Genomic DNA, 22,328 nt, shown 5'->3' on the forward strand with positions numbered 1-22,328 from the left:
TCAATGCCCGCCGCCGAGATAGGCGTCGCGCACCTCCGGCATCGCGAGCAACTCCCGCCCCGTGCCGCGCAGCGTGATGCGCCCGTTCACCAGCACATAGCCCCGATGGGCGAGGCGCAGCGCCTGGTTGGCGTTCTGCTCCACCAGCAGCACGGTCAGGCCTTCCTTCTCGTTCAGGTCGCGGATGGCCGCGAAGATCTGCCGCACGATCAGCGGCGCGAGGCCGAGCGAGGGCTCGTCCAGCAGCAGCAGCCGCGGCCTGGACATCAGCGCCCGGCCGATGGCGAGCATCTGCTGCTCGCCGCCCGAAAGCGTGCCGCCGCGCTGCGCCTGGCGTTCCTGCAGGCGCGGGAACAGCGCGAAGACCTGGGCGAGCAGCGGCGCGGGATCGTGCCCGGCCACCTGCGCGCCCATCAGCAGGTTCTCCATCACCGACATGCGCGGGAAGACGCGGCGGCCCTCGGGCACCTGCGCGATGCCCAGGCGCATGATCTCATGCGTCGGCAGCGCGGTGATGTCGCGTCCTTCGAACACCACGCGGCCGGCGCGGGCGCGCGGGTCGCCGCAGATCGTCATCAGCAGCGTGGACTTACCCGCGCCGTTGGCGCCGACGAGGGTGACGATCTCCCCCGTCGCGACCTCGATCGAGACGTCGCGCAGCGCCTGCACGGCACCGTAGGCGGTCGAGACCGCGTCGACGGCGAGCATGGGCGCGCTCATGCGTCGTCCCCTTCGCCCAGATAGGCGGCGATGACCTTGGCGTCGGCGCGTATCTCGGCCGGCGGGCCGTCGGCGATCTTGCGGCCGTGGTCGAGCACGACGACGCGGTCGGAGATGCCCATCACCACGCCCATGTCGTGCTCGATCAGCAGGATGGAGCAGCCGCCGTCGCGGATGGCGCGCAGAAGCGTGGCGAGTTCCTCGGATTCGCGGGGGTTGAGCCCCGCCGCGGGCTCGTCCAGGCAGAGCAGGACCGGGTCCGTGCACATGGCCCGCGCGATCTCCAGCCGCCTCTGCTGGCCATAGGGCAGGGCGCCCGCCGGGTCGTCCGCGCGGTCGATCAGGCCGGTCGCTTCCAGCCAATGCACCGCCTTCGCGATGGCGAGCTTTTCCGCCCGGCGATAGCCGGGGGCACCCAGCAGCGCGCCGATGCCGAAGCCGGTCGCGGCCATCAGCGTGTTGTGCTGCGCGACGAGCAGGTTCTCGAGCGCCGTCATGCCCTGGAACAGGCGGATGTTCTGGAAGGTGCGCGCGACGCCCGCGCGGGCGATGCGGTGGCCGGGCAGGCGCTGCAATTCCACCGGCGCGCCGTCCCGCATCAGGCGCAGCGCGCCTTCCGTCGGCCGGTAGAAGCCGGTGATGCAGTTGAACATCGTCGTCTTGCCCGCGCCGTTCGGGCCGATGATGGCGGTGATGTCGCCCTGCATGGCGGTGAAGGACACGGCATCGACGGCGGTGAGGCCGCCGAAGCGCATGGTCAGGCCCTCGGCCTGCAGGATCGGCGCCGTCATCGGTTCAGCCGCGCCCTTCGCCGACATGCTCCGCGCCGATGGCGCGCCGCGTGCCCAGGGCGATGGTGGGCGTCCGGCTGCCCACCAGCCCGCGCGGGCGGACCACCATGATCAGCACCATCGCCCCGCCGAAGACCAGCATCCGCCATTCGTCGAGGTCGCGGAATACCTCGAACCCGCCGATCATGACGATGGCGGCGAGCGCGATGCCGATCTGGCTGCCCATGCCCCCCAGCACGACGATGGCGAGGATGATCGCGCTTTCGATGAAGGTGAAGGATTCCGGGCTGATGAAGCCCTGGCGCGTGGCGAAGAAGGCTCCGGCGAAGCCGCCGAACATCGCCCCGATCGCGAAGGCGGTCAGCTTTGTGTTGGTGATGTTGATGCCGAGCGCCCGGCAGGCGATCTCGTCCTCCCGCAGCGCTTCCCAGGCGCGGCCCAGCGGCTGGCGGCGCAGCCGGATGCTCACCCAGTTGGTCAGCAGCGCGAGGATGAGGATCAGGTAGTACAGGAAGATTACGCGATGGACCGGCGATGGCTCGATGCCGAAGAAATCGGCGAAGGAGCCCGGGCCGCCGCCGGCGCTGAAGGGCAGGCCGAAAAATGAGGGACGCGGGATGCCGGTGATGCCGTTCGGCCCGCCGGTCAGGCTGACCCAGTTGATCAGCACGACGCGGATGATCTCGCCGAAGGCGAGCGTCACGATGGCCAGGTAGTCCCCCCGCAGCCGCAGCACCGGGAAGCCCAGCAGCACGCCCCAGAAGGCGGCGAGGATGCCGGCCAGCGGCAGGCAGATCCAGAAGGACCAGCCGAAGGTGGTCGCCAGCAGCGCGTAGGAATAGGCGCCGACCGCGTAGAAGGCGACGTAGCCGAGGTCGAGCAGCCCCGCGAGCCCGACCACGATGTTGAGCCCCCAGCCCAGCATCACATAGGTCAGCACGAGGATGCCGAGGTCGAGCTCGTAGCGCCCGGTCCCCGGCATGAAGGGCAGCACCACGGCGAGGCCGAGCAGTAGCGGCGCCACGAAGGTCCCGGCCCTGGCGAGCATCGCGGTGCGCGCGGCGGTGGCCGGCTTCGCTTCCCCCCGCAGCCCGCGCCAGGTGAGCAGCGCGAGCCGCCCGGCGAAGGCCAGCGCGACGAGGATCGCGACATCGCCCCAGCGCGCGCGCAGATGGAGCGTGCCGGCCGAGGAAACGTCCGTGCGCAGCCCGACGATCGGGATGAACAGGCCGAGGGCGACCAGCGCCGTGATCGCGGCATCCTTCACCGCCGTGGCCGCGAGCTTCGGGCGGGCGGGCAGGGGGATGGCGGCGGCCTCGCCACTCATACCTTCTCGACCTCCGCCCGCCCGAGCAGGCCCGTCGGCATGAAGATCAGCACCAGCACCAGGATCGCGAAGGCGGCGACATCCTTGTACTGCACGCTGAAATAGGCGGACCAGAAGGTTTCGATCAGCCCGATCAGCAGCCCGCCCAGCACGGCGCCGGGCAGCGATCCGATGCCGCCCAGCACGGCGGCGGTGAAGGCTTTCACGCCGGCGAGGAAGCCGATGTAGAAGTCGATCACCCCGTAGCGCAGCAGGTACATCGACCCCGCCACGGCGGCGAGTGCCGCGCCGATCACGAAGGTCAGGCTGATGGTGCGGTCGGTGTCGATGCCGAGAAGGCTCGCCATCTTGCGGTCCTGCTCGCAGGCGCGCATGGCGCGGCCCAGCGGCGTTCGCGTCACCAGCCAGGTGAAGATGCCGAGCACGGCGAGCGTGACCGCGATGATCAGCATCTGCATGTAGGAGAACTGCACGACGAAGGCGTCGGCGCGCATCACCTCGACGCCGCCGGGCAGCAGGGGCTCGATCGGCTTCACGCGCGCGCCCTGCGCCACCTGCACGTAGTTCTGCAGCACGATCGACATGCCGATGGCGCTGATCAGCGGCGCGAGCCGGAAGGACCCGCGCAGCGGGCGGTAGGCCACGCGCTCCACCGTCCAGCCATACAGCGCCGTGACGCACATGGAGACAAGCAGGACGATGAGGATGGCCGCCGGCCCCTCCATGATCCCGCCCGAGACCAGCATGACGATCGAGATCAGCGCGATGAAGGCGCCGATCATGAAGACGTCGCCATGGGCGAAGTTGATCATGCCGATGATGCCGTAGACCATCGTGTAGCCCACGGCGATCAGCCCGTAGATCATGCCGAGGCTGATGCCGTTGATCAGCTGCTGCAGCGCATAGGCCACGGGCTTCCCCTTCTTCCCCCAGACCCGCCCGACATAGGGCAAGGCGGTCCGGCGGCGAAGGGGTTTCGCCCCTTGCCCCCCGCCCGCCCGGCATGGAACCATTCCCGTATCGTTCCGAACAAGAGGAAGCTGGCGCATGGACGGGGCACGGCCGCTCGCGGTGGAGGTGCAGGATGCGCGGCGGATCGTGCTCGCGGGGCTGCGCCGCGGCCTGTTCCTCTACAGCCGCAACGACATGCTCGGGCGCTTCCTCGATGCCCTGGGCGAATGGGCGGAGGCGGAACTCGAACTGCTGCTGCCGCTGCTGCGCCCGGGCGACCGGGTGGTGGATGCGGGGGCGAATATCGGCCTGCATGCCATCCCCTTCGCGCGCGCCGTCGGGCCGACCGGGCGGGTGCACGCCTTCGAGCCGCAACGGGTCATCCATGGGCTGCTCTCGGCCAATGCCGTGCTGAACGGCGCGGATGCGCTGCGCGCGCATCTGGCCGCCCTGGGCGAAGCCCCCGGCCGGATCGCGGTGCCGGAGGTCGATTACGGGCGGGAGGCGCTCGGCGCCGCCCTCAGCCTCGCCGGCACGCCCGTGTTGGCGAGCGATGCCGCGCCCGCGGAGACGGTGCCGGTCGTCACCCTCGACGCCATGCTCGCCGAGGAGCCCTCGCTGCGCCTGATCAAGGCGGATGTGGAGGGGATGGAGCGCAGCGTGATCGCCGGCGCGCGGGCGCTGATCGCGCGGCATCGCCCCTTCCTGTACCTGGAGGTGAACGACCATCCGGGCGGTGAGGCGCTGGTCGCCCTGGTGCGGGAGATGGGCTACCGCCCCTTCTGGCACCCGTCCCGCGGCTGGCGGCCCGACAATTTTCGTGGCGCGCCGGACCCCGGCTATGGCGGCGCGGGCGACCTCAACGCGCTCTGCGTCCCGGCGGGGGAGGAAGCGGCGGCGGCGGGGCTGACGCCCATCGGCGCGCTGTCGGATGCGCGGGCGCTGTTCCCCGGCCTCAATGTGCGGACGACGCGGTGGGAGAGGTGGAAGAAGCGGCTGGTGGGGTGAACGCCGTCGCACCCTTGTGACCGGCGGCACGGCAGGCCAGGCCGCGATCCGCGAAGCTGCCCCGGCCGCCCCGCGCTAGTCGCGCCGAAGCGGGAAGGTCACGCTGACCCGCGTGCCGTCGTCGCCGCTGATCGCGGCGGCACCGCCGAGATGCGACGCGAAGCCGCGGATCAGGTTCAGCCCCAGCGCATCGGCGCGGTCGGCGCCCTGCGGCATGCCGATGCCGTCATCGGCGACGATCAGCACGGCGTTCTCGCCGTCGGACCGCAGGGTCACCGTGATCGTGCCCGGCCTGCCTTTCGGGAAGGCATGCTGGACCGCGTTGCTGACCGCCTCCGTTACCAGCAGCGTGAGCGAGTCCGCATGGTCGGCGTCCAGCTCCATGTCCTCGACCTCGACGGCCATCCGCACCTGGCCGTTCCGCGCGACGCCGGCATGCTCGCCGAGTTGCTGGCAGAGTTCCGCGATGAAGGGCCGCAGGCGGATCCGTCCCTGCCGCGAAGCGCGCGACAGGTGGCGATACAGCGTCGCGAGCGCGCGGACCCTGCTTCGCGTCAGCGCCAGTTCCGCCTTCACCTCGGCCTGCGGCGAGTTCTCCGCCTGCATGCTGAGCAGCGAGGCGACGATCTGGAGGTTGTTGTGGACCCGGTGGTTCATCTCCTCGATCGCGAGGTCGCGCTGCTTCAGCGCCGCCTGCAGCGCGACCTCGCGCTGCGCGAGCGCGCCGCTGGCCGCGAGCAGCGCGTTGTCGAGGTCCTTCATCTCCCGCGGGTCGTGGCTGTCCTGGATGGCGGCGTAGGGCGCGCTGGGGGACCAGCCGCGCACCTGGTCCGCGAGGCGCCGCAAGGGCCGCGCGACGCTGAGCTCCACGCCGAGCACCACGGCGCCGAGGCAGGCTAGGACGAAGCCTGCGATCTCCACCAGCCGCCAACGCAGCGCCGCCCGCGCGGCGCTGCGCGCCTCGTCCATCGGCACGGCGACCATCAGGCGCAGGCCGGGGCGAACGGTCCCGATCGACCATGCCTGGGTTCCGCCGGACCGCGCGGCGCCCTCGAAGGACCGGACGTCGTCGCGCGGCGGCGCGCCGCGCGGCAGGTCCGCCTCGCCCGCCGCGGTCAGCGCAACGGCCGCGCCGTCGCGATCGATCAGCCAGGCATGATGCCGGCCGCCGCCCGGCGGCGCGGTCTCGACCGGGACGGCGTTGGCAAGCCTGATGGCGGCACCGATCGCCGCGCGCGGCGTGCCATCCTCCGCGGGGAGGGGAATGACCGCCGGGACCACGGCATCGCCCGGCGCGGCAGCCGCCGCGAAACCGCCGAGCGTGAGCCGGCCTTGGGGGTGCGGGGGCGGCGGACCATAGCCGGGTCCTCCGCGTTGCGCCGCCGGCAGCGCGCCGCAGCGCAGCTGCCCGTCGCGATCGACCAGCCACACATCCGCAAGCCGTCGCGGGAACAGGGCCTGGGCGGCGCGCAGCGTCGCGTCGCAGGCCTCGGGCGGCAGGCGAGGGAGCTCGGTGGCGAGGGAGAGCAGCATCTCCTCGATCAGGTCGAACTCCGCGCGATGATAGGCGACGGCCTGTTCCTGCACGGCCTGCGCCGCGCGCCTGGCCGTCGCGAGGTCCTGCGCATGGTCGTGCCACGCCTGCCCGCCGGCGATGCCGATGACCGGTATCATCGCCGCGCCGACCAGGATCAGGAGCCGTCCGCGCACGCCCGTCATCAGGCGTCGCAAGGCGGGCAGGCTGGCGGCCTCCACGGGGCCGCCCGGCGTCATTTGCGCCGGTCCGCTTCGATCAGGCGGATCAGCTCCTCGGGGATGGGCTCGCGCGCGACCTCGTCGAACATCTCGTGCAGCCCCCGGCGCAGCCAGATGTCGAAGGCGACATCCGGCGCCACCTTCCTGCGCTTGCGGTCGCGCGCGGCGGCATCCGGCATCTTCGCCTCGGGGTGCGGGTCGGGGTCGTCGCGGTCTGCCATCGCGTCCTACGTTGCCGCGCGCAGGCGACTGCCCGCGAGCGGCTTCAGCCTAGCCGCCGCGGTCGTCCCGGCACCAGACGCAACCGCCGCGGCCTTGCCGCGACCGCGTTCCTCGGTGCCGAGCAGCCAGGCCTCGAGCTGCCGCCGCGCCCGGAACACGCGGCATTTCGCGGTTCCGACCGGGCAGCCCATCGCGTCCGCCACGTCCTGGTAGCTGAGGCCCTGGACGGACACCATGATCAGCGCGGCGCGCTGGTCGGGCGGCAGGCGCGCGAGATGCCTGCGCAGTTCGCCAAGGGCGAGATGGTCCTCCTGGCTCGCGGGGCGCGACAGCGCCGCCGCGGGCGCGTCGTCGAGCTCGACCGTGTCCCTGGCCCGCCTTCGGTCCGACAGGAAGCGGTTGCGCAGGATGCGGTAGAGCCAGGCGCCGAGATTCGAGCCGGGCGTGAAGTGCGCCTTCGCCGCCAGCGCGTTGGTGACCGCCGCCTGCACGAGGTCGTCGGCATCGGCGCGGTTGCGCGTCAGCGCCAGCGCCTGGACGCGAAGGCGCGGCAGCAGCGCGACGAGGCCGTCGCTGAAGGACGCGCATGGCTCCGCCTCGGCGGCGATGGCACGGCCAGTTGCGGGTGCGCGGGCGGCATCATCGAGCGGCATGCGAACCCAACGCGCGAAGGGCCCGGATGGTTGCACGGCAGCCATCGGGCGCCGCATGCGGAACGACATGCAACCGCCGGCCGGGTTCGGGCATTCAATCCCGATGCAACGCAACCGAACCCTGGCCAGGAGCGCCGTTCAGGCGCCGTCGCCGAACCGTTTCGCCAGCGCCGCCCGCGCGCGGGACACGCGCGCCTTCACCGTGCCGGCGGGCACGCCGCAGATCGCCGCCGCTTCGTCGATCGAAAAGCCGAGGGCGGCGACGAGCACCAGCGCTTCCCGCTGGACGACCGACAGGCGGTCGAGCGCGCGGTCGAGTTCGCGCAGCTCCGCCGATGCGAGCTGCGCCGGCGCCGAGGACGCGCCGGCATCGAGGCGTTCCAGCGCCCGGCGTTCCGCGCCGCCGCGGCGCAGCTGCCCGAGGAAGGCGTTGCGCAGGATGCGGAACACCCAGGCGCGCAGGTCGGTGCCCGGTTCCCATTGCGCCTCCTCCGTCATCGCCCGCAGGATGGCGTCCTGCACCAGGTCGTCGGCGCGCGCCGCGTCCCTGGCCAGGAACCTCGCGAACGCGCGCAGCTGCGGCAGCAGCCCGGCCAGGGCCTTCCGGAAGTCGACGGGCGAGCCCGTCATGCGATGCGCCGGCACATGGGATTCACCCGGCGGGACATTGGCGGGCAACCATAGGGGGACGACACGGTGACCGACCATGCCAATTCGGAGCTGCTGCATGCGCTGCCCTATGCGCGACGGTACGCGCGCGCATTGACGGGCACGCAGGCGGATGGCGATGCGCTGGTCGCGGAGGTGCTGCGCGCCGGCCTTCCCGACATGCCGCCGCGCCTTGCGCTCTATGCCGCGATCACCCGGGCGGCACCGGAACCGCACGACACCTCGCTTCTCACCGCGCGCCAGCGGCAGCTGCTGCTGCTGACGGCGCTCGAGGACCTCCGGTTGAACGAAGCCGCCGTGGTCGTCGGCCTCGGCGCTGAGGAAGCCGGCTTCGAGATCGAGGTGGCGCGCGCCGCGCTCCGCGCAGCCTCGATCACCGATGTCATCGTGATCGAGGACGAGCCCGTCATCGCGATGGACATCCGCCGCCTGGTCGAGGCCTGCGGCCATCGCGTCGTGGGCGTGGCGGCGAGCGAGGCGGCCGCCGTCGCGCTGTCGGAACGGCACCCGCCGGGATTGATCGTCGCGGACATCAACCTCGGCCGCGGCGGCGACGGCATTTCCGCCGTCACGCGCATCGCGCGGACGATGCCCGTGCCGGTCATCTTCGTCACCGCCTATCCCGAGAGGCTGCTGACGGCCGAGCGACCGGAACCCGCCTTCCTCATCACCAAGCCCTTCGATCCGTTGGCGCTGGCTGTCGCCACCTACCAGGCCATCACCGCCGGCCGGCTACCCATCCGGTAGGGGAAGGCAACCCGCGGGCCCGTCGCGCGTTTCTCCCGTGCCGCCCGGTGGGCGCGCCATCCGCACAAGGAGATCGCGATGAACTGGGACCAGATCGCCGGCAACTGGAAGCAGATGAACGGAAAGGTCCGCGAGAAGTGGGGCAAGCTGACCGACGACGACCTGGCTGTCGTCGAAGGCAAGCGCGACCAGCTGATCGGCCGCATCCAGGAGCGCTACGGCGTCGCGAAGGAGCATGCGGAAGATCAGGTGAAGGCCTGGGAGAAGGGCCTGTCATCCTGACCTGAACACGCCGCCGGGGTCCGCCCCGGCGGCGCTTCGCTGTCCGGGCAACCATGCACGTCCGGCCGGTTCCGGCGCGTCGTGCGGCAGGAGGATGCCATCATGCTCTACTGGACCCTGGTCTTCCTGGTCGTCGCACTCGTGGCGGGCGTGCTGGGCTTCGGCGGGATCTCCTCCGCCGCGAGTGGGATCGCGAAGATCCTGTTCGTGGTCTTCCTCGTCTTCTTCCTCGTCACGCTGATCGCCGACCGCGGCTGGATGCACTGATCCCGCCTCAGCGCCCAGCCGACCGCATCGCGCGGACCGACGCAGATGCAACTTCGGACCCCGTCGGCCGTTGTTGTGAATGGCACCGCGCATCCTCCCGGAGCGCTCCCCCACCCCCCCGCCATGCACAACAAGGAATCGGCCATGAACGCCCTCCATGACTTCCGGCTGCCCGTGGTCCCGATGGCGCTCGCCGCCGGGCTCATCGTCGTGCCGATGCTCGCCATGGCGCAGACCAGCAGCGCGCCGGCTGCCCCGCCTGCCGCCGGAGCCGCGGCGACGCGGCCGACGCTCGTTCCCCTGTTCACCGCGACGGCGGGTTCGACCGTCATGCTGCGGCCGCGGCTGAGCCAGCTGATCGGCAGCACGATCTACAACGATCGCGAGGAGAAGATCGGCGAGGTGGAGGACATCCTGCTGTTTCCCTCCGTCGCCGCGCCGCCGATGATGACGGCGGCACCGCCGGCGCCGACCGCGTCCCAGTCCGCCGCGGCCCCGACCACGACGCCGCCTGCGAGCCCGCCCGCGTCCGCGGCGCCTGCGCGCGCCGCGGCGACGGCGGCGATACCCGCCTCGGCCTATCCGCTGGCCGTCGTGCAGGTCGGCGGCTTTCTCGGCATGGGTGGGCGGCTGATCACCGTGCCGCTGGCCGACCTCCGCTGGAACGCCGGGAACGAGCATATCGTCCTGCCCGGCGTGACCAAGGAGATGCTCCAGACCCGCACGGCCTTCGAGTACTCGCAACTCCAGCCGAGGTGATCGCACGGGCCTGGTGACGGGCGTACGGCGCATCGCATGCGGGCGGTGCGCCGGGCCCGGCGAGGATTTTCCGCAACCTCGTGCAACCGCCCGCCGCCGCGGGCGTTCCAGTGCGGCAGGCGTTGCGCGGCACGGCCCTCGGGCGATGCCTCGGACGCCAGGGCGGAAGGAATTCACCGATGCAGGTGCGAACCGTGGCGTGGTTTCGGGTGTCGCGCGGCATGGTCCGGACGACCGTGGCGGGCTTCGCGATACTCGGCCTGTCGGCCTGCGTCCCGGTGGGCGACGGGTCCTACCAGCAGCCCTATGGCACCTACGCCGGCAATGCGGGCTTCACCGCGCCCTACGCCTATCCGCGCGGCTATACGCCCTATGTCTACCGCCAGTCGCAAGGGTCGTGGCCACGCGGCTACCCGCCCCCGGGCCACGGCAATGAGCGCAACCGCCACAACCGTCCCGGCCACGACAATCGCCGGAATTTCTGACCGCCACGACGCCAGCGCGTGCGGATCGCTGGTCGCGGCGGGCGCCATCGGTCGATGGCACGCCACCACGGCCACAACGCGGGACCGGGGCCGGGCGAGGCCTCCGATCCCCGCATCACCGGAGGAGATGATCATGCGAGCAGGGACTGCCTTCGCACTGGCCGTGGCGCTGTCGGGCACAGCCGTGCTGGCGCCGCGCGCCATGGCGCAGCCCGCCTCGGCGCCCGCCGGCACGGCCATCGTCACCCAGGCGCAGACGGCCAACGACCTGGCGGCCATCTGCGATCCCGCCTGGGGCGGCGTACCGCGGCTCGAGGCCATCGCCTATTGCCAGGGCTTCCTCACCAGCTTCGGCCAGTATCACACGCTGCTGTATCCGCGCGGCGGGCCGGCCAGGCCGCTGTTCTGCGTGCCGGTGCCCGGCCCGACGGTCGCGCAATCCGGCCTCGCCTTCGCCGCCTGGGCCCGGGAGAACCCGCGCCATGGCAACGAGCCGGCGCTCGACGGCCTGCTGCGCTGGGCCCAGGCGAGCTTCCCATGCCCGGCGGGCGCGCCCGCCCGCAACCCGCGCAGCACGCGCTGAGATTCGGGAGACGACCATGCGCTCGACGCGACTTGCCCTCATGCTCCTGGCCGGCCTCGGCCTGTCCGCCTGCGCCGAGATGACGCCCACGCAGCGGAGCGTCGGCATCGGCGCCCTGGGCGGTGCGGCCCTCGGCGGCATCGCCGGATCCTTCAGCGGCAATGCCGGGATGGGCGCGCTGCTCGGCGCCGGCGTCGGCGGCGTCGGCGGCTACCTCTACGACCAGTCGCAGCGCTCGCGGCAGCCTTACTACTGACGACCGCGCCCGCGCCGCGACGGCGGCGCGGCGACGGACCGGCATCGCGGAACGGCCGCGGGCCGATCGCCGGCACGAACGTGCATCAAGGAGAAGACCTCATGTCGCTCGGAATGATCCTGCTCATCATCCTCGTCATCGCGCTGCTCGGCGGTTTCACCGGCGTCGTCGGCGGCTATGGCTACGGCTTCGGCCATGGCGGCGTCGGTGTGCTGGGGACGGTGCTGATCGTCGTCCTGATTCTCGTGCTGATGGGGCGGCTCTGACCGCAGGCGCGCGGCCGCCGCGCATGGCGCACCGACCGAAGGACCATCGGGCCGCCCGGACGCGCATCGCGCCCGTGCCCCCCAGCTGAAGGCGACAACGACCATGAATCGCAACCTGATCATCATCGTGGTCGGCGTGCTCGGCATCGGCGCCGGGGCGCTCGGCTACTGGTTCTACCAGGAGCGGCACCGCTCGGGCGTCGACATCACCATCGGCGGACGCGGTGTCTCGATCCAGGAGAGATAGCGGCGTCCAGGAGCGCGACCCGGCCCGTGCCGGGGGTCGCGGAAGGTCCATCGCATGAGCCGACTTCGCGTGCATCCCGAACGCCATCTCGTGGACCGTATCGGTTGGCTGCGGGCCGCCGTTCTCGGCGCCAATGACGGCATCGTCTCCACGGCGAGCCTGATCGTCGGCGTCGCGGCGGCGGCGGCGGCACGCAGCGACGTGTTGATCGCCGGTATCGCGGGCCTGGTCGCCGGCGCCATGTCCATGGCCGCGGGCGAGTACGTTTCGGTCAGTTCCCAATCCGATACCGAGCAGGCCGATCTCGCGCGCGAGCGTCGGGAACTCGGGGCCAGCGCGGATGCGGAGCTCGACGAACTTGCCGCGATCTACGCGAGGCGCGGCGTCGATCCGTCCCTGGCGCGGGAGGTCGCCCGGCAATTGATGACGCATGATGCGCTCGGCGCCCATGCGCGCGACGAACTCGGCATATCGGAGATGACGACGGCACGGCCGATCCAGGCCGCCGTGACGTCGGCGGCGACCTTCGCGGTCGGCGCGGCAATGCCCTTGCTCATGGTCATCGTCTCGCCGCCCGGTTCGCTGGCGTTCGTCGTCTCCGCCGCATCGCTCGTCTTCCTCGCGGTGCTCGGCGCCATCGCCGCCCGGGCCGGCGGTGCGCAGGTGTTGCGCGCGACCGTGCGTGTTACCTTCTGGGGGGCGCTTGCAATGGCCGTCACCGCGGGCATCGGGATGATGTTCGGCACGATCTTGTGACGCGCTGCCTGTAGCGAGCCGACACGTGTTCCCGCGGCCGGCCATGAAGCGGCGTCTCTGGCGGCGAGCCTGATGCGCGAAGAGGGACGACGATGAGCCGCACGGCAGGACCGAGCCACCCGCAGCGCTTCTTTCGCAACTTCGTCGCCCTGTCCGGCCCCTACTGGTCGGGCAGGGCGCAGTGGCGGCCGCGGCTGATGACGCTCTCGCTCGCCATCATCGGCATCGGCCAGGTGGCGCTCGCGATCCGCCTCAACGTCTGGACCGCGGACCTGTTCGACGCGCTGGAACGGCGCTCGACCGACAGCGCCATGGCGCAGATCGGCATCTTCGCGCTGATCATCCTCGGCGTCATGTCGGCCAACACCGCGCACATGGTCATCCATCGCCACCTGCAGCTCGACTGGCGACGATGGCTCACGGCCCGGGTCATCGGCGACTGGATGGAGGATGCGCGGCACTACCAGGCCAACCTCATCCCCGGCGACCACGCGAACCCCGACGGGCGCATCGCCGAGGACATCCGCATCGCGACGGAAGCCTCGATCGAGCTCGCCACCAGCCTGTTCTACTGCGTGCTGCTGCTGATCACCTTCGTCGGCATCCTGTGGTCCCTGTCGGGCTGGATCCGCGTGATGGATGTCGGCCTGCCCGGGCATCTCGTCGCGCTGGCCTTCGGCTATGCCGGCATGGGCGCGGTCATCGCCTTCTTCCTCGGCCGCCCGCTGGTCCGCGCCACCGACACGCGCCAGACACGGGAAGCGAATTTCCGCTTCGGGCTGGTGCGCGCGCACGAGAACGCCGAACCCATCGCCATCGCGCGCGGGGAGGGGATGGAGCGCCGGCGCCTCGCGACCACCTTCGAGGCGATCGCCCAGTCCTGGCGCGACCAGTCCATGGGGCTCGCGCGGCTTCTCGCCTTCTCCTCCGGCTATGTCGCGCTGGCCGCCGTGCTGCCCATCCTGGTCGGCACGCCGCGCTTCCTCGAAGGCGCGCTGTCGCTCGGCCGGCTGATGCAGTCGGGGCTCGCCTTCCAGCAGGTCACGGCGGCGCTGTCCTGGCCCGTCGACAACCTCGCGCGCATCGCCGAATGGCGCGCCTCGGTGGAACGGGTCCTGCTGCTGGACGAGGCGATCCGCGTCGTCGCCCTCGAGGCCGCCCGCACGGGGGAGACGGCGATCAACCTCGACCGCGCCTCGACGTCGCAGCTCGGCGTGCGGGACCTCTGGGTCGCCGCGCCGGACGGCACCGCGATGCTGTCGGGCCTGACGCTCGAGGTCTCGCCCGGCGAGCACGTGCTGGTCGATGGCGATCCCGAGGCCGCGTCCGCGCTGTTCCGCGTCCTTGCCGGGATCTGGCCCTGGGGGCGAGGGCGCGTGGACCTGCCCGCCGATGCGGACATGGTCGCGGTCGGCCAGCGGCCCTTCCTGCCGGAAGGCTCGCTGCGCCGCGCCATCGCCTTTTCCGAACAGTCGGCGCCGCATTCGCATGCGGACCTGCGGGCCGCGCTCGACAGCGTCGGCCTGGGTTACCTCGTGGATCGGCTGGACGAGCCCGCCGATTGGGGCCGCAGCCTGAGCGCGGCGGAGTTGCAGTGCCTGTCCTTCGCGCGGCTTCTCCTGCTGCGTCCCGACTGGATCGTGCTGGGCGACGCGACGGATGCGCTCGAACCGGCCGTGGCCGATCTCATGCTCGGGCTGCTGGTGGAACGGCTGCCGGGCTCCGGCATCGTCCTGATCGGGCGCCATCCGGGATCGGCGGGGAACTTCAGTCGGCGGCTGACGCTGACGCGCGCCGCCGATGGCGAAGTGCTGCTGCATGAGGTCCATGCAAGGCGCCAGGCCGCGATGGCGCCGCGCGCCCAGCCTCTGCCCGTCGTCGACCTGCTGCGCGAAGGCTATGGGCGCTGACCGCTCATCGGCCCCGCGCGGGGCCTTCATCCTGCGCGGCCAGGAGATCGAGGATGCTGCGCGCGAGGTCCTGGAGCCGCACCGGCTTGTGCAGTTGCAATGACCGCGGCAGCGCGATGTCGCGCAGCGTGGCGGTCGAGATGTCGCCGGTGAGGATGATGGCCGGGATCTCGTGGCGCAGCCGCTTCCGCAGCGTCCTCGCGACCTCCACGCCGGTCATGCCGCGCGGCAGGTTGTAGTCGGCGAGAATCAGGTCGGGGCGGATCACCCCCTGCGCCACCATCTCGAGCGCGGCGACGCCATCCGCCGCCGAGACGGCGCGATGGCCCTCGTCCTCGACGAAGATCCTGAGCGCGTCGCGCAGGTCGGGATCGTCCTCGATGACCAGGATGGCGCCATGGCGGCCGGCGGGCGCGGCGGGCGCCTCCGGCGTCGCCTCGGCCACGCGGCCGGGCGCTGCTGCGGCCGCGCCGGATGGCAGCGCCATCTCGACCGCGAAGACCGACCCCTTGCCGGGCCAGGAACGGACCGAGATGCGATGGCCCAGCAGCTCCGCCATGCGGCGCGCGATCGACAGGCCCAGCCCGAGGCCGCGGCCGCGCTCGCGCGCCGGATTGTCGAGCTGGTGGTATTCCTCGAACACCGCCTGCCGCTCGCTGTCGGGAATGCCGATGCCGGTGTCCCACACCTCGATGCGCAACTGCCCGCCGTGCCGGCGGCAGCCGAGCAGCACCTTGCCGCGGCGGGTGTATTTCAGCGCGTTCGACAGCAGGTTCCGCAGGATCTGCTCGAGCAACCGGGGGTCGCTCTCGATCGCGAGCCCGCAGGGCACGACGTGGAAGCCGAGCCGCTGCGCCTCGGCATGATAGGTGAACTCGCCCCGCAGGCGTTCCAGCAGGTCGTCGACCGGAAAGCGGACGATCTCGGGCCGGATGGTGCCGGCCTCGATCTGGTTGATGTCGAGCAGCGTGTTGAGCATGCCCGACATGGCGCCGAGCGTCTCGCCGAGCCGCTTGACGAGATCGTGCGTCTTCTCGCCCTTCGCGGATTTAGCCAGCAGCCCCTGCAGCAGCGTCAGCGTCTGCAGCGGCTGCCGCAGGTCGTGGCTCGCCGCCGCCAGGAAGCGGGACTTCACGCCGTTGGCGTATTCCGCCTGGCGCTTCGCTTCCTCGAGCCTCCGCCCGGCCAGGCGGCGCTCGGTGATGTCGACGAAGGTGATGACGACGCCTTCCACCCCGTCGTCCTGGGTGCGGTAGGGCAGGATGCGGCGGGAATACCAGGTGGTCCCGCGCGTCATGATCTCCCGCTCGATGGGCTTGCGCGTGCGCAGGACCGTGCGCGCATCGGCCAGCAACTCGCTGTCCGAGGCGAGCAGGTTGAGGTCCGACAGCGGGCGGCCGATATCGCCCGGGATGACGCTGACGAGATCCTTCGTCGCCGGCGTGAAGAAGCGGATCCTCAGTTCCGTATCGAGGAAGAGCGTGGCGACGTCGGTGCTGTAGAGCACGTTCTGCAGGTCGTTTGCGGTCGTGCGCTGGCGCTCGAGCGTTTCCTGCAGCTGGGTGTTGAGCGCCGTCAGCTCCTCGTTGAGCGATTGCAGTTCCTCCTTGGAGGTCAGCAGCTCCTCGTTCGTCGACTGGTATTCCTCGCTCGCGGACAGCGCTTCCTCGCTGATCGCCTTCTGCTCCTCGTTGGCGATCTCGAGGTTGTGGATCGCGCCCTGCAACTCGGTGCGCGTCGCCTCCAGCTCCTGCTCCAGCTCGGCGATGCGCGGGACGTCGCGCGGCACGGTGGTGCGGATCGCCGGCGCGTCCGGCGCCCTGTCCTCCACGAAGCAGACGAGAAGCAGCCTCTCGCCCTCGCTGAGGATCGGCTGCACGTCGATGGAGAAGGACAGGGTCCGGCCATCCTGCCGGATCAGCCCGCCGGGCTGGGATACCCGCCCGTTCTCCTGGATCGCCCGCTGGATCGCCGCGCGCAGCTTGTTGCGCACGCTGCGCGGCGCCATGGCGAGCAGGTCCTGCGTCGGCGCCCCCGGCGGCACGCGGAGGAACCGGTCCGTCGGGCCCAGCGAGTAGAGGCATTCCTGCTTCTGGTCGACCAGCACGGCGGCGGGCGCGAAGCGTTCCATCACGAGCCGCCGGCACAATTCGCCATAGGCGTTCGCGCGGGCGGCGCTGGTGGCCCTGGCCGGCGGCCGGCCCGCACGCTCGATGGTGCCGGCGCCGAAGATCAGGCCGAGTTCGCCGGGCCGGCTGCGGCCGATATGGCGGTAGATGCGGCCCGGCTTCGAGATCACCTCGAAGCGGCCGGGCGCGCTGCCGATCGTCTCCGCCCCGCCCAGCAGCAGGATGCCGCCCGGGCGCAGCGCGAAGTGGAACAGCGCGATGACCTTCGCTTGCGCCTCCGGGCTCAGGTAGATGAGGAGGTTGCGGCACGACACCATGTCGAGCCGCGAGAAGGGCGCGTCGTTCAGCACGTCCTGCACGGTGAAGACGACGCTGGCGCGCAGGTCGGAGGAGACGCGGTAGCCCTGGGTCTCCTGCGTGAAGAATCGCGCAAGGCGTTCGGGCGTCACATCCGCCCTGATCGCCGGCGGATAGAGCCCGTCCCGCGCCGCGGCGACGGCGTCCGGATCGACGTCCGATCCGAAGATCTGCAGCTTCACGTCGCGCCCCGTCGCCGCGATCCGCTCCTGGAACAGGATGGCGAGGGAATAGGCTTCCTCGCCCGTGCTGCAGCCGGGCACCCAGACGCGCAGCGGGCGGCCCGGCTCGGCCGCTTCGACCAGTTCCGGGATGACGGTCTCGGCGAGAAGGTCGAAGACCTCCGCGTCGCGGAAGAAGCTCGTCACATGGATCAGGAGATCCTTGGCGAGCGTCTCGACCTCGACGGGGTCGTGCCGCAGCTTCTCGAGATACAGGTGCATGTCCGCCGCCGCGATGGCCACGGCCGACATGCGCCGTTCGATCCGCCGGCGCAGCGTGCCGGGCTTGTAGAGCCTGAAGTCCTGGCTCGTGGTCGCATGCAGGAGATCGACGATGGCCGGAAGCATGTCGCCGACGGGCGGGGCTTCGACCGCGGCGCCGGAGGAAAGGCCCTTCCGCCGGACATGGTCCGCGAGTCCGGCCGGGATGCCGGCGGCGGGCAGCACGAGATCGACCGCGCCGGTCGCGATCGCGCTGCGCGGCATGCCGTCATAGGCGGCTTCGTCCGGGTCCTGCGCGATGACCAGGCCGCCCTTCTGCTTCAGGGCCTGCAGCCCCAGGCTGCCATCCGAGCCCGTCCCCGAGAGGACGACGCAGGCGGCCCGCGGTCCCATCTCCTCGGCAAGCGAGTGGAGCAGGAAGTCGAAGGGCAGCCGCGCGCCGTGGCGCGCCGCGGGTTCGGTCAGGTGCAGCGCGCCCTTGCCGACCGAGAGATAGGTGCCCGGCGGGATCACATAGAGATGGCCGCGTTCGATCGGCATGCCGTCCACGACCTGGCACACGGTCAGCCCGGTATGCGTCGCGAGCAGGTCCACCAGCATGCTCTCGTGGTCGGGATCGAGATGCTGGACGAGGATCAGCGCCATGCCGCTGCCGTCCGCGATCGCCTCGATCATCCGGCGGCAGGCATCGAGGCCGCCGGCCGAAGCGCCGATGCCCACGACAAGGATGTCGTCGCCCATGCCCGGCGCGGGCTCGGGCGCGGCGGCGCGGCCGCGTGCGCGCGGCTTCGGGTAGGTCTGCGTGCCGGCCGCGGTGCTGGGGCGCTTCTTCAGGTCATCCTCGCAACTCTCCGCGCATCGCGGCCTGCCGCGCGCACCGCCTTGGACCTCGATCGCACGGACGAACAAGGGCGCGCATGGTGGTGGCGGGGGAAGCAAACGCGCAAGCGCGCGATCGTTCCGCATCCCCCCGCCGGGATCGGAAGGCTATAGGGACTACATGCGCGCCGCCATATACTGCTGGCGCTGGTCGGGGCCGCTTCCGTACCGACCCATCGGCACGGGCCACCGCGTCCGGGGCGCAGGCCCCGCATCGCAAGCGTCGCATTCGCCCCGTCGGGGGCGCAACGGAGGCTGCTTGAACATCCGACAGGCGCAAGCGCGCAACGACGCGACGGCCCCGAAGGCCGACGGACGGTGAAGCCGCTCCGCATCCTGGTGGTCGACGACAATGCCGTGATCGGCATGCTGCTGGCGCGGACGCTGACGTCCATGGGCCACGAGATCTGCGCCGTGGAGACGACCCAGGACGACGCCGTGGCGGCCGCCGCGCGGTACCGCCCCGACCTGATGATCGTGGACGTGGCGCTGGGCCAAGGCAGCGGAATCGCGGCGGTCGAGGAAGTGCTGCGGACCCGCCATGTGCCGCACATCTTCATGAGCGGCGCGCCAATCCAGGCCGGCACGCGCGGACGCGTCGTGCTCGCGAAGCCGTTCGACGAGGCGGAACTGGCGCTCGCCATCGCGGACGCCGCCGGGACACCCACCGCCGCCTGACGCCGTTTCCGGCACGGGGGCGTGCCGCGCAGGCGCCGATGCGCCGCGTCGCGCAGCAGGGCAGGGGCTGTCAGCCGCGCCACCTTCGCGGCCCTTCGGGCAAGCCTGGCCTCGCGCGCTGCGCCCGCATGTGCGGCCCGGCCATGGTCCTAGGTCGGCGATCCAAGGCTTCCCACCAGGTCCAGGATGTGGCGGCGCACCTCGGGGTCCTCGAGCGTGTAGTAGGCGCGCACCAGGTTCAGCGTCTCGCGCCGGTGCAGCCTGTCGAGTTCCGGATTGTCCAGCTCTCCGGCATCGCCGGTTTCGAGCGGCACCGCCGACGTCTCGCCGATCCCCGACGGCATGTCGTGGAAGAAGTACGAGATCGACGTGTCGAGCGCGCGGCCGAGATCGTGCAGCCGGCTCGCGGAGATCCGGTTGAGGCCTCGCTCGTATTTCTGCAGTTGCTGGAACGTGACCCCGAGTTCCTTGGCCAGCATGGTCTGGCTGAGCCCCAGAAGATGGCGCCGGAGGCGGATGCGCGCGCCGACATGGGTATCGACGGCGTTCAGGGTATGCCTGTGCCCGGCATCGGCCGTGGCGTCGGCGGCGCGCGACGCCTTCGCCGGGTCAACTCGCCGCGCCTGTTCTCCCTGCGCGACGGAGGGACCCGGCAGCACGGTGCCGAGGCTTTCCAGGCGGAAGGGCAGCGCGCTGCGCAGGCCCACGCGGTCAGCGCATTCGCGGGCCGGATCAGCGGAGGCGGCGCCAGGCACGTCGGTCGGCTTGGCCATGGCCTTCAATCCTTTGCCCCGCCCGATGCGTCGTTGCATCCGGCGTTCAACGCGCCGATGGCAGGGCGGTTTCCCGCCCGCGGAAACTTCTTTTCCGGCGGCGACCGGCGCGGTGCGCAACCAAGCCGGCGCCCGCGCGTTGATGGTGGCGGAGTCACGCGGCCGGAGGATTTCGGCGCCGGCTCCGCGGCGGGTCGCGACCCGTCCGGTCGCCATCGAGGCCATCGCGCCGATGCCGGTGCGGAGGGAGCGGTCATGAACAACATCGTCTACATCGTCGGCGCGGTGGTCATCGTGCTGTTCATCCTGGGAGCGCTGGGCTTCCGCTGAGCGGGCACGCGGGACGGGCGCCGTCCTCCGCGTCGCGCCGCGATCGCGCGCGGCCATGGCCCGCTGCCCGGATGTCGAAGCCGCGCGCGGACGAAACTCCCGCGGTCCCCGCGCGTTGTCGGCGGGAAGGCGGGGCTGTCCCCCGCCCATCGCGTGGCGCCCCGCGCCACATGTGAGGAGGCCATCATGACCGAGGCTACCCGACGCCAGTTGCTTCCCCTGGGTGCGGCGATCGCGATCGCGCCTTCCATCCTCGCCGTCTCGTCGCGCCAGGCGCGGGCCGCGACGCGCGCGGAGATCGACGGAGAGGTCGCGAACGCGCTGCGCACCCTGCGCGCGCAGGAGAATACGCGCCCCCTTTTCGCCGGGGCGAAGTCCGTCCTGGTCTTCCCGCGCATCCTCAGCGGCGGCTTCATCGTCGGCGGCCAGTACGGCCAGGGCGCGCTGATCGCGGGCGAACGGACGCTCGGCTACTACAACATCGCCGGCGCGTCCTTCGGCTTCACCATCGGCGCGCAGGTCGCGGGCCTCGCCATGTTCTTCATGACGGATGCGGCCCGCGCGGCGCTCGATGCCGCGAGCGGCTGGGAGATCGGCACCGGCCCCACCGTCGTGGCCGTCGACCAGGGGATGCAGGCCAACATCACCTCGACGACGCTGACGGCGCCTGTCTACGCGATCAGCTTCAGCCAGCAGGGGCTGATGGCGTCGCTGTCGATCAACGGCTCGAAGATCACGCGCATCCAGCCGGAGTGACCATCCGGGCCTGACCCCGCGAGGGCCGGAACGCGCCGCGACGGGGCGTTCCGGCAGGGCGCCGCCGCGCCCGCGATACGCACCGGCCTTCCGCGCCTTCGACGCCACATGAATCCGCCGAGGATCCGCATCCTCGCGGCACCTTCAGCGATGCTTCGTATGGAGCGCCCGGTCCGGCCGCAGCGCCTTGAAGGAAGATGGTGCCCAGGGCCGGAATCGAACCAGCGACACTGCGATTTTCAGTCGCATGCTCTACCAACTGAGCTACCTGGGCCCATGCGCGGCCCGAAGGCCGCCGGAGAGGGGGCGGGAGATAGCCGAGCCCGCGCCCCCTGTCCAGCCGCCTCAGCGCGCCTCCTCGTCATCCTCCGCGCTGCCCGGCTCCTCCTCCGTCGCCGGGATCGCGTAGGCGCCGGTCAGCCAGCGGCCCAGATCCACCTGCGCGCAGCGCGGGGAACAGAAGGGCTTCGCCTCCAAGCTCGCGGCGCGCCCGCAGATCGGGCAGCGGCGCGGCCTATCCTTCTGCGCCATCGCGCGGAACCTCCTCCACCAGGGCCTCGCCCGCCAGCGAGTCGGGGCGCATCAGCAGCGGCCGGCCGATCGCCGCGCCGGCTTCCTCCAGCGCGCCGGGCAGGCCTTCCAGCGCCGCGATCACGGCGGGCGTCGCGCGCAGCGCGAATCGCGCCCCCGGCCGCGCCGCCGCATCCCGCACCGCCTGGCGCAGCGCCGCGAGCCCACGGGTGAGGGGGGATGGCGGCCAGCCCACCACCTCATGCAGCGGCGCATGCACGCGGTCGCGCACGATCTCGGCCATGCCCAGCCCCGTGAAGCCCACCAGCCGCGCGAGCCTGTCGGGCGCCAGCGCCGCGCGCAGCGGGCCTTCCAGCGCCGCGCGGCGCTTCGGGGAAAGACCCGCGAAATCCACCAGGATGGCCCCGCCCAGATTGCGCAGCCGGATCTGCCGGGCGAGTTCCGGCAGCGCCGCCGCGTTCATCGCCGCGACCGCGCCCGGGCCGCGCGCGCCGGCGGAACTGCCGGCATCCATGTCGATGGCCGCCAGCGCCGGCGTCGGGTGGATCAGCAGCCGCCCGCCGCCGGGCAGCGGCACCTCCGGCCCGGCCAGCGTGTCGAATTCCATTTCCAGCGCATCCTCGAAGGCGGGCGCCGGCACGACCCGCAGCCGCGCGCCGAGCGCCCCGCGCCATGCGGCCGCCAGGGCGGCGCTGTCCACCTGCACCTCGGCGCGCGGATGCGCGGCGGCAAGGCGCAGCGCGGCGGCGGGGCCGCGCGCGACCAGCTCCGGGCCGGTGCCGGGGGCGGCGGCGATGG

At 71.7% G+C, this 22,328-nt stretch carries 27 protein-coding genes and 1 tRNA gene; 15 read left to right on the plus strand and 13 right to left on the minus strand.

What is annotated here, in order from left to right; all coding sequences use genetic code 11:
• Genes J5Y09_RS21520 through J5Y09_RS21535 form a run of 4 tightly spaced genes read right to left on the minus strand, consistent with a single transcriptional unit; the run spans window position 1 to window position 3,749 of the window.
• Complete coding sequence (locus tag J5Y09_RS21520; RefSeq protein WP_408904080.1) at window positions 1–720, minus strand: ABC transporter ATP-binding protein; 720 nt, start codon at window positions 718–720, stop codon at window positions 1–3.
• Window positions 717–1,511 (minus strand): ABC transporter ATP-binding protein, encoded by a 795-nt coding sequence (locus J5Y09_RS21525; RefSeq protein WP_209353920.1) that lies wholly within the window; start codon window positions 1,509–1,511, stop codon window positions 717–719. Before J5Y09_RS21525 ends, J5Y09_RS21520 begins: the two co-directional genes overlap by 4 nt.
• Before the next feature lie 4 nt (window positions 1,512–1,515).
• A complete protein-coding gene (livM, locus tag J5Y09_RS21530) occupies window positions 1,516–2,838 on the minus strand; it encodes a high-affinity branched-chain amino acid ABC transporter permease LivM (protein WP_209353921.1) in 1,323 nt (440 codons plus the stop codon).
• Window positions 2,835–3,749 (minus strand): ABC transporter permease subunit, encoded by a 915-nt coding sequence (locus tag J5Y09_RS21535; protein ID WP_209353922.1) that lies wholly within the window; start codon window positions 3,747–3,749, stop codon window positions 2,835–2,837. Before J5Y09_RS21535 ends, livM begins: the two co-directional genes overlap by 4 nt.
• Before the next feature lie 136 nt (window positions 3,750–3,885).
• Between J5Y09_RS21535 and J5Y09_RS21540 the strand changes: the two genes are divergently transcribed.
• The gene (locus J5Y09_RS21540; protein ID WP_209353923.1) at window positions 3,886–4,797 is read left to right on the plus strand and encodes an FkbM family methyltransferase; all 912 of its coding nucleotides are present in this window, start codon (window positions 3,886–3,888) and stop codon (window positions 4,795–4,797) included.
• A 75-nt stretch (window positions 4,798–4,872) separates the two neighbouring features.
• Here J5Y09_RS21540 and J5Y09_RS24835 read toward each other — a convergent pair whose 3' ends face one another.
• The 4 genes from J5Y09_RS24835 to J5Y09_RS21560 form a co-directional block, all read right to left on the minus strand.
• Window positions 4,873–6,507, minus strand: coding sequence for a sensor histidine kinase (locus J5Y09_RS24835; RefSeq protein WP_209353924.1), 1,635 nt, complete (start codon window positions 6,505–6,507; stop codon window positions 4,873–4,875).
• A gap of 59 nt (window positions 6,508–6,566) precedes the next feature.
• The gene (locus tag J5Y09_RS21550) at window positions 6,567–6,773 is read right to left on the minus strand and encodes a hypothetical protein (RefSeq protein ID WP_209353925.1); all 207 of its coding nucleotides are present in this window, start codon (window positions 6,771–6,773) and stop codon (window positions 6,567–6,569) included.
• A gap of 6 nt (window positions 6,774–6,779) precedes the next feature.
• Window positions 6,780–7,427: a sigma-70 family RNA polymerase sigma factor gene (locus J5Y09_RS21555; RefSeq protein WP_209353926.1), complete on the minus strand. Its 648-nt coding sequence runs from the start codon at window positions 7,425–7,427 to the stop codon at window positions 6,780–6,782.
• Window positions 7,428–7,565: 138 nt separating this feature from the next.
• Complete coding sequence (locus J5Y09_RS21560) at window positions 7,566–8,057, minus strand: sigma-70 family RNA polymerase sigma factor (RefSeq protein WP_209353927.1); 492 nt, start codon at window positions 8,055–8,057, stop codon at window positions 7,566–7,568.
• Between the two features lie 66 nt (window positions 8,058–8,123).
• On the opposite strand from J5Y09_RS21560, the gene J5Y09_RS21565 reads away from it, so the two are divergent.
• The 11 genes from J5Y09_RS21565 (at window position 8,124) to J5Y09_RS21615 (ending at window position 14,654) form a co-directional block, all read left to right on the plus strand.
• The gene (locus J5Y09_RS21565) at window positions 8,124–8,843 is read left to right on the plus strand and encodes a PhyR family response regulator anti-anti-sigma factor (RefSeq protein ID WP_209353928.1); all 720 of its coding nucleotides are present in this window, start codon (window positions 8,124–8,126) and stop codon (window positions 8,841–8,843) included.
• A 78-nt stretch (window positions 8,844–8,921) separates the two neighbouring features.
• Complete coding sequence (locus J5Y09_RS21570; protein WP_209353929.1) at window positions 8,922–9,125, plus strand: CsbD family protein; 204 nt, start codon at window positions 8,922–8,924, stop codon at window positions 9,123–9,125.
• A 102-nt stretch (window positions 9,126–9,227) separates the two neighbouring features.
• Window positions 9,228–9,392, plus strand: a complete 165-nt coding sequence (locus tag J5Y09_RS21575) for a DUF1328 domain-containing protein (RefSeq protein WP_209353930.1) — start codon at window positions 9,228–9,230, stop codon at window positions 9,390–9,392.
• 144 nt (window positions 9,393–9,536) lie between these two features.
• Window positions 9,537–10,151, plus strand: coding sequence for a PRC-barrel domain-containing protein (locus J5Y09_RS21580; protein ID WP_209353931.1), 615 nt, complete (start codon window positions 9,537–9,539; stop codon window positions 10,149–10,151).
• 221 nt (window positions 10,152–10,372) lie between these two features.
• Entirely contained in the window at window positions 10,373–10,636 is a 264-nt protein-coding gene (locus tag J5Y09_RS21585) for a hypothetical protein (protein WP_209353932.1), read from the plus strand.
• 133 nt (window positions 10,637–10,769) lie between these two features.
• Window positions 10,770–11,219: a Rap1a/Tai family immunity protein gene (locus tag J5Y09_RS21590; RefSeq protein WP_209353933.1), complete on the plus strand. Its 450-nt coding sequence runs from the start codon at window positions 10,770–10,772 to the stop codon at window positions 11,217–11,219.
• Window positions 11,220–11,235: 16 nt separating this feature from the next.
• Window positions 11,236–11,475, plus strand: coding sequence for a YMGG-like glycine zipper-containing protein (locus J5Y09_RS21595; RefSeq protein WP_209353934.1), 240 nt, complete (start codon window positions 11,236–11,238; stop codon window positions 11,473–11,475).
• A 101-nt stretch (window positions 11,476–11,576) separates the two neighbouring features.
• Window positions 11,577–11,741: a DUF3309 family protein gene (locus J5Y09_RS21600; protein ID WP_209353935.1), complete on the plus strand. Its 165-nt coding sequence runs from the start codon at window positions 11,577–11,579 to the stop codon at window positions 11,739–11,741.
• A gap of 103 nt (window positions 11,742–11,844) precedes the next feature.
• Entirely contained in the window at window positions 11,845–11,988 is a 144-nt protein-coding gene (locus J5Y09_RS21605; RefSeq protein ID WP_209353936.1) for a hypothetical protein, read from the plus strand.
• Window positions 11,989–12,042: 54 nt separating this feature from the next.
• Window positions 12,043–12,744: a VIT1/CCC1 transporter family protein gene (locus tag J5Y09_RS21610; RefSeq protein ID WP_209353937.1), complete on the plus strand. Its 702-nt coding sequence runs from the start codon at window positions 12,043–12,045 to the stop codon at window positions 12,742–12,744.
• Window positions 12,745–12,836: 92 nt separating this feature from the next.
• Window positions 12,837–14,654 carry an ABC transporter ATP-binding protein/permease gene (locus tag J5Y09_RS21615; protein WP_209353938.1) on the plus strand — a complete coding sequence of 606 codons (1,818 nt, stop codon included), beginning with the start codon at window positions 12,837–12,839 and terminating at the stop codon, window positions 14,652–14,654.
• Between the two features lie 4 nt (window positions 14,655–14,658).
• Here the strand turns inward: J5Y09_RS21615 and J5Y09_RS21620 are convergent, their stop codons facing one another.
• On the minus strand, window positions 14,659–18,324 hold the full coding sequence (locus J5Y09_RS21620) for a chemotaxis protein CheB (protein ID WP_209353939.1): 3,666 nt from the start codon (window positions 18,322–18,324) through the stop codon (window positions 14,659–14,661).
• 456 nt (window positions 18,325–18,780) lie between these two features.
• Here J5Y09_RS21620 and J5Y09_RS21625 point away from each other — a divergent pair, with 456 nt between their 5' ends.
• Entirely contained in the window at window positions 18,781–19,140 is a 360-nt protein-coding gene (locus J5Y09_RS21625; RefSeq protein WP_342451527.1) for a response regulator, read from the plus strand.
• Window positions 19,141–19,289: 149 nt separating this feature from the next.
• Here J5Y09_RS21625 and J5Y09_RS21630 read toward each other — a convergent pair whose 3' ends face one another.
• Complete coding sequence (locus J5Y09_RS21630) at window positions 19,290–19,913, minus strand: helix-turn-helix domain-containing protein (RefSeq protein ID WP_209353940.1); 624 nt, start codon at window positions 19,911–19,913, stop codon at window positions 19,290–19,292.
• Window positions 19,914–19,946: 33 nt separating this feature from the next.
• On the opposite strand from J5Y09_RS21630, the gene J5Y09_RS21635 reads away from it, so the two are divergent.
• The gene (locus J5Y09_RS21635) at window positions 19,947–20,243 is read left to right on the plus strand and encodes a hypothetical protein (protein WP_209353941.1); all 297 of its coding nucleotides are present in this window, start codon (window positions 19,947–19,949) and stop codon (window positions 20,241–20,243) included.
• A gap of 186 nt (window positions 20,244–20,429) precedes the next feature.
• The gene (locus J5Y09_RS21640; RefSeq protein ID WP_209353942.1) at window positions 20,430–20,999 is read left to right on the plus strand and encodes a lipid-binding SYLF domain-containing protein; all 570 of its coding nucleotides are present in this window, start codon (window positions 20,430–20,432) and stop codon (window positions 20,997–20,999) included.
• A gap of 198 nt (window positions 21,000–21,197) precedes the next feature.
• Here J5Y09_RS21640 and J5Y09_RS21645 read toward each other — a convergent pair.
• The 3 genes from J5Y09_RS21645 to J5Y09_RS21655 form a co-directional block, all read right to left on the minus strand.
• A tRNA-Phe gene (locus J5Y09_RS21645) sits at window positions 21,198–21,273 on the minus strand.
• Between the two features lie 71 nt (window positions 21,274–21,344).
• Window positions 21,345–21,530: a DNA gyrase inhibitor YacG gene (locus J5Y09_RS21650; RefSeq protein WP_209353943.1), complete on the minus strand. Its 186-nt coding sequence runs from the start codon at window positions 21,528–21,530 to the stop codon at window positions 21,345–21,347.
• A partial coding sequence (locus tag J5Y09_RS21655; RefSeq protein WP_209353944.1) for a ribonuclease E/G occupies window positions 21,514–22,328 on the minus strand: 815 nt, incomplete at its 5' end. The genes J5Y09_RS21650 and J5Y09_RS21655, both read right to left, overlap by 17 nt.

It is taken from the genome of Roseomonas nitratireducens (assembly GCF_017813355.1).
GTDB lineage: Bacteria > Pseudomonadota > Alphaproteobacteria > Acetobacterales > Acetobacteraceae > Neoroseomonas > Neoroseomonas nitratireducens.

Coding starts and splice junctions, on each gene's coding strand:
- J5Y09_RS21520 (WP_408904080.1), bottom strand. CDS start 720: ATGAGCGCGCCCATGCTCGCCGTCGACGCGGTCTCGACCGCCTACGGT.
- J5Y09_RS21525 (WP_209353920.1), bottom strand. CDS start 1,511: ATGACGGCGCCGATCCTGCAGGCCGAGGGCCTGACCATGCGCTTCGGC.
- livM (WP_209353921.1), bottom strand. CDS start 2,838: ATGAGTGGCGAGGCCGCCGCCATCCCCCTGCCCGCCCGCCCGAAGCTC.
- J5Y09_RS21540 (WP_209353923.1), top strand. CDS start 3,886: ATGGACGGGGCACGGCCGCTCGCGGTGGAGGTGCAGGATGCGCGGCGG.
- J5Y09_RS21550 (WP_209353925.1), bottom strand. CDS start 6,773: ATGGCAGACCGCGACGACCCCGACCCGCACCCCGAGGCGAAGATGCCG.
- J5Y09_RS21555 (WP_209353926.1), bottom strand. CDS start 7,427: ATGCCGCTCGATGATGCCGCCCGCGCACCCGCAACTGGCCGTGCCATC.
- J5Y09_RS21560 (WP_209353927.1), bottom strand. CDS start 8,057: ATGACGGGCTCGCCCGTCGACTTCCGGAAGGCCCTGGCCGGGCTGCTG.
- J5Y09_RS21570 (WP_209353929.1), top strand. CDS start 8,922: ATGAACTGGGACCAGATCGCCGGCAACTGGAAGCAGATGAACGGAAAG.
- J5Y09_RS21575 (WP_209353930.1), top strand. CDS start 9,228: ATGCTCTACTGGACCCTGGTCTTCCTGGTCGTCGCACTCGTGGCGGGC.
- J5Y09_RS21580 (WP_209353931.1), top strand. CDS start 9,537: ATGAACGCCCTCCATGACTTCCGGCTGCCCGTGGTCCCGATGGCGCTC.
- J5Y09_RS21585 (WP_209353932.1), top strand. CDS start 10,373: ATGGTCCGGACGACCGTGGCGGGCTTCGCGATACTCGGCCTGTCGGCC.
- J5Y09_RS21590 (WP_209353933.1), top strand. CDS start 10,770: ATGCGAGCAGGGACTGCCTTCGCACTGGCCGTGGCGCTGTCGGGCACA.
- J5Y09_RS21595 (WP_209353934.1), top strand. CDS start 11,236: ATGCGCTCGACGCGACTTGCCCTCATGCTCCTGGCCGGCCTCGGCCTG.
- J5Y09_RS21600 (WP_209353935.1), top strand. CDS start 11,577: ATGTCGCTCGGAATGATCCTGCTCATCATCCTCGTCATCGCGCTGCTC.
- J5Y09_RS21605 (WP_209353936.1), top strand. CDS start 11,845: ATGAATCGCAACCTGATCATCATCGTGGTCGGCGTGCTCGGCATCGGC.
- J5Y09_RS21610 (WP_209353937.1), top strand. CDS start 12,043: ATGAGCCGACTTCGCGTGCATCCCGAACGCCATCTCGTGGACCGTATC.
- J5Y09_RS21615 (WP_209353938.1), top strand. CDS start 12,837: ATGAGCCGCACGGCAGGACCGAGCCACCCGCAGCGCTTCTTTCGCAAC.
- J5Y09_RS21620 (WP_209353939.1), bottom strand. CDS start 18,324: ATGGGCGACGACATCCTTGTCGTGGGCATCGGCGCTTCGGCCGGCGGC.
- J5Y09_RS21630 (WP_209353940.1), bottom strand. CDS start 19,913: ATGGCCAAGCCGACCGACGTGCCTGGCGCCGCCTCCGCTGATCCGGCC.
- J5Y09_RS21640 (WP_209353942.1), top strand. CDS start 20,430: ATGACCGAGGCTACCCGACGCCAGTTGCTTCCCCTGGGTGCGGCGATC.
- J5Y09_RS21650 (WP_209353943.1), bottom strand. CDS start 21,530: ATGGCGCAGAAGGATAGGCCGCGCCGCTGCCCGATCTGCGGGCGCGCC.